This is a genomic window from Methanothrix sp. (genome assembly GCF_030055635.1).
Taxonomy (GTDB): Archaea; Halobacteriota; Methanosarcinia; order Methanotrichales; family Methanotrichaceae; genus Methanothrix_B.
In genome coordinates this window covers 1-4,304 of sequence record NZ_JASFYM010000032.1, presented here as the reverse complement: position 1 = coordinate 4,304, position 4,304 = coordinate 1, and the positions used below count along the sequence as shown (strand labels likewise).

Here is a 4,304-nt window from a genome sequence, read left to right as displayed (position 1 = left end):
ACACATCCACTATCTCTTTGTCGCTCCAACCCTCATCAGCAAGAAGCAGTATCCTCGCACGCGTCAGACTCCTCGCAGAGGCTTTACCCTTCCTGATGAAGCTCTCAAGCTCCTCTCGTTCGCCTTCTTTCAAACTCACTTCATGCAGTCTTTTTCTACCCATAGTCTGGGTAGATAAACGTAATGGTTAAAATATTTTGTTATGGAGCACTAGCTCCCTTATCGCCCTCTTGATCTCAGCGATCTCTCCCTCGATCCGGGCGAACCTCTTCTCCATGTGCTCTTTGAGATCTGATCTCACTCCCCGGAGCTCCTCGATCGTCTCATCCTGCTTCTCAAGCATCAGATCCTGCTTCTCGAGCATCATCCTTCCTACGGAGAGGTTCTCCTTGCCGACTGCCAGATTCTCCTTGCTCACTGCGAGAGTCTCCTTGCTGACTGCCAGATTCTCCTTGCTCACCGCCAGATTCTGTTCGCCCAGCTCGATGCTTCTGTGGAGAAGCCTTATCGCGACATCGAACCTCTCGCCGAGTTCCTCCTGCCAGTCCCCTCTCAGGATCCTGAAGTACTGGAACTCGCCTGTAGCCGCGCTCCATTTCACTTCAAGCTCCTCAACCCTGATCGGCCTATCCTGAATGTTTATCGCCCTTACAAACTCCTTCAGGGCGGACTCCTCTCCCTCAGCGATGATCCTGACATCATAAGGTTCCACGTTCTGGACGATGCCGGAAATACCGAGCCTTCTGGCTATGCTCTGAACAGCATCCCGGTATCCGACCCTCTGGACGTCCCCCTTCGCAACGATCTCAACTCGAAGCATATGGGTCACGTATCTTTGTCGCACTTCATGCATCGCATCCTGCTTTGCTTCTTTTATCAAGATCGACTCAACATCTTGGACAGCTGGATGGCCTGAAACATGATGGCAAACTTGGTAAGACTCTCGACGCGGCCATCATACTCCTGGAAGGGTATTTCTGAGACCTCTGCCGCCATCGGCCGGCTGGATCCGACAAACTCCATGAAGTAAGATACTGCGTCTAATCACCCTCGAAGAGTCTTTCCACAAGCTGCAGACCATTCTCCCTGAGGTTCCGCGCGGAGAACCCATGCACGTGCTGTCGGCCTCGGCAAGAAGATGGTTGCGGTAACCAACCCCGTGGGCCCTCCGACCCCGAATCAATGTCCTCAGCTTCATCATGACAACAACTGCATGGATCCTATTTAAGATGTGCCCATGAAACTGCCGCAGCGCGAGAGCTGAGAATCCACACTGACCAAGAACCGGATATCAAAATGCTGAGCCAGTATGCGGGCTATTTTTAAAATGCGAATTACGAACTTTGGTACGAAAATGGTCGCTGAATGCAGACCATTTTTCATCCACATTGGGTGACCTTGCGTTATGTGCGTTTTCCTGTAGTTCCTGGAAGCACCACACTCTTCGGATCTGATGCGAAGAGCTGTCTTCAAACCCGTTGAAACTCAAGGTCCTATGTAGCCGTATGCGGTCTGGCATATCACAGTCTTCAACCCGATGCCCTTCAGCAGCCCGTGAACCTCGAGCATCTCGCTGTATTCCGGCCTCCGTATCCGGCTCCTGAACTCAGGCCTGTAATCCAGGACGCAGACCTGGAGCTCATCATCGATCCTGCAGAGTTCCTCTCCAATATCTGCGATCTCCTCGAGCGATATCAGATCCCTGCTGTAGGGAACGCCAACGCCAATGAATACCTTCTCCTTGTAATTATCGACGATATACCTTACAGCACTCCAGCTTGTCTTCCTGTACTCTTCCGCCAGCTCTTTGTCACGCACACCTGTGATCCTCATGAACGTCTCGAGCCTCAGGCCCTTCAGATCCGGGCCTATATCTGTCATCCCCGCCTCCACAAGCTCATCTGTATAATCTTCCGTCAGCAGCGTCCCATTGGTGTCCACGTGGATTCTGGCATCCGGCGATGGGTTCAGCCTCCTGAGCTCTTTGACGTACTGTACAAGCCATGGCCTGTTCAGCGTGCTCTCACCGCCGGATATCGCCATTCTGTCCACGCCGTATCTCACCCTGGCATCAGTCATGAGCATCGCGGCTTCTTTTGGCGTCAGCGCGAGCGCGCGTCCGTTGTATGCTGTTTCCCAGTTCTGGCACTGTGGACACCGGAGGTTGCAGCCGCATGCGAAGGTCGCCACCTCCACATGTCTGAAGGGATTCTTCAGATGCCATGGCGTCCCCACGCCTCCAACCCTGTGCCCCATCCACCCACGGAGACGCCTCAACGGGATGTGACCCTCCGGTAATTCGGTTCTGATGCTCATGCCATCTTTTACTCCGGTGACACAGCACGGCACCATCTCCCCATCCACATCCACAGCGCAGCTGTAACACCCGCCGACCTCGCACGGCGCGAATATCTTCCCCTCAGACGGAATCCTTGAGATCTCGAATCCCAGAATCTCCAGGGCCTTTTTCACCGTTATCCTCTCCGGGATGGAGAAAAGCTCGCCGTTTACCCTGATCTGCACATACCTTTCCGCAGCTCTTTCTCTCATCTCGATGGCTTCGCAGGGGCATGTGATCTGGCATGCTCCACATCCGATGCATCCCTCAGCATAACCTACCCTCCTGCTGGAGCACGCCACGATCTCATCGCATGCGCCGCACCGCATGCATTTGCTCTCATTTCTCTCCGCAAACAGCAGCCTCATGCGATCCTGCCCCGTAATCTGTAGTCTGGACAGTCTTCGTAGCAGAACGATTCCGATGAGACCAACAGTCTCATAGCTTATACCTTAGATCCTCATTTCTCACGGATCATTGAAAAAATGATAGCTTTATATCCTATAAAGATTGATTTTAGTGCATGACTTTGGGCGATTTAGAAGAGCGCCGGGCCAGGCAGTTCATCCTCTATTTCCCAACTTCGCGCGACAGAGAGCGCTGGCGGCGGCTGGCGCGGAAGGCGAGGATGCCTCTAAGCAGATGGATATACGAGACAGTCGAGGAGCACCTCGCCGAGGATGATATTGATCGAGCCACACAGAAATCGAATCTGCTCGTCGAGAACAGAAAGCTCCAGCGAGAGCTCGAAAAGAGCAATGCCCGGATCAAGGAGCTCGAGACTGAGCTGTTCAAGCTGAGAAACCTGTACTTTTCGCAGCCTGACGGGCCGCGTGGGGTCGGTTCATTCGATCCAGCTTTGCTCGATCTGCTGAGATCTGGAGAGACCTGGTCGAGCCGCGCACTGCTGGAGGCGCTCGGAATAGACCAGAGCGACGTTGATGCTATCGAGATCGTGACAAACCAGCTCTATCTGCTTCTGGATCTAGGCCTGATCAAGGAGACGACTCGAGGCTGGAGGTGGACGGGTTGACCAAGTTGCTTTCTAATTTTCAGCAGGATCTGGAGCTCCGCGGACTGACGAAGAACACGATATACAACACAGTAGGATCAGTCCGAGCGTATCTGTGCTGGAGCGAGTCGCAGCGAGCCGATCCGCTGAGCATCGAGAACCTGCTAGCGTACCTGAAGTATATCAGGACAGAACGATCGCTCAAGTCCACGACTGTTGAGAGGCACTTCCAGCGTATCGGTCTATGGTTCGAATTCCTGGAGGAGATGAGGTTGATCGAGTCGAATCCGATGCCGAGGCTCAGAAAGAGGTATCTCCGGAGCTACAAGGATCCGGTGAGCCATCGGAGGCTGATCTCAGTCGAAGAAGCCGCACGGATGGTGCGAGCCACGATCGACACTCGAGACCGCGCCATGTTGATGTTGCTTTTCAAAACAGGTGTCCGGAGGCACGAGCTGGTCGCTCTAGATGTTGATGATGTAGATATCGAAAAGCTGTCGATACTGCTGAAGCCGACTCCGAAACGCTCGAACCGGATTGTGTATTTCGATGAGGAGACGGCACGGGTGCTGAAGCGATGGTTGACGGTCAGAGCTTCACGTCTCAAGAAGAGAGGCGAACGTGCGTTGTTCCTGAGCCGGACTGGTACACGGATGCGAGCCGACACCGTGTTCAAGATCGTCGCGAAGGCCGCGGAGCGTGTCGGTCTGCACGATCCAAGATCCAACCGTCCGGAGGATCACTTCTCGCCTCACTGCTGCCGCCACTGGTTCACGACGCATCTCATACGATCGGGAATGCCTCGTGATTACATCAAGTGGTTGAGAGGAGACGCGATGAACGAAGCCATCGATATCTACAACCATATCGACCCCGAGGATGTGAAGAGGAGCTACCTGGCGCACATCCCGATGCTGGGGGTGTAGGATATTTCAGGACAGATGTATTAGTATA

At 53.8% G+C, this 4,304-nt stretch carries 4 protein-coding genes and 1 pseudogene; 2 read left to right on the top strand and 3 right to left on the bottom strand.

Features of this window, described 5'->3' with window-relative positions; translation table 11 throughout:
• The 3 genes and pseudogenes from QFX31_RS08770 to QFX31_RS08760 all read right to left on the bottom strand — a co-directional run.
• A pseudogene (locus tag QFX31_RS08770) lies at nucleotides 1-163 on the bottom strand (IS630 family transposase); the annotation flags it as partial.
• Between the two features lie 24 nt (nucleotides 164-187).
• A complete protein-coding gene (locus QFX31_RS08765) occupies nucleotides 188-820 on the bottom strand; it encodes an acylphosphatase (RefSeq protein WP_348531725.1) in 633 nt (210 codons plus the stop codon).
• A 665-nt stretch (nucleotides 821-1,485) separates the two neighbouring features.
• Nucleotides 1,486-2,706 carry a radical SAM protein gene (locus tag QFX31_RS08760; protein WP_348531724.1) on the bottom strand — a complete coding sequence of 407 codons (1,221 nt, stop codon included), beginning with the start codon at nucleotides 2,704-2,706 and terminating at the stop codon, nucleotides 1,486-1,488.
• Nucleotides 2,707-2,861: 155 nt separating this feature from the next.
• Between QFX31_RS08760 and QFX31_RS08755 the strand changes: the two genes are divergently transcribed.
• Together QFX31_RS08755 and QFX31_RS08750 are read left to right on the top strand one after the other, a co-directional pair.
• Nucleotides 2,862-3,371 carry a hypothetical protein gene (locus QFX31_RS08755; protein WP_348531723.1) on the top strand — a complete coding sequence of 170 codons (510 nt, stop codon included), beginning with the start codon at nucleotides 2,862-2,864 and terminating at the stop codon, nucleotides 3,369-3,371.
• Nucleotides 3,368-4,276 carry a tyrosine-type recombinase/integrase gene (locus tag QFX31_RS08750; protein WP_348531722.1) on the top strand — a complete coding sequence of 303 codons (909 nt, stop codon included), beginning with the start codon at nucleotides 3,368-3,370 and terminating at the stop codon, nucleotides 4,274-4,276. Before QFX31_RS08755 ends, QFX31_RS08750 begins: the two co-directional genes overlap by 4 nt.
• Nucleotides 4,277-4,304: the final 28 nt, after the last annotated feature.

Coding starts and splice junctions, on each gene's coding strand:
- QFX31_RS08765 (WP_348531725.1), bottom strand. CDS start 820: ATGCTTCGAGTTGAGATCGTTGCGAAGGGGGACGTCCAGAGGGTCGGA.
- QFX31_RS08760 (WP_348531724.1), bottom strand. CDS start 2,706: ATGAGGCTGCTGTTTGCGGAGAGAAATGAGAGCAAATGCATGCGGTGC.
- QFX31_RS08755 (WP_348531723.1), top strand. CDS start 2,862: ATGACTTTGGGCGATTTAGAAGAGCGCCGGGCCAGGCAGTTCATCCTC.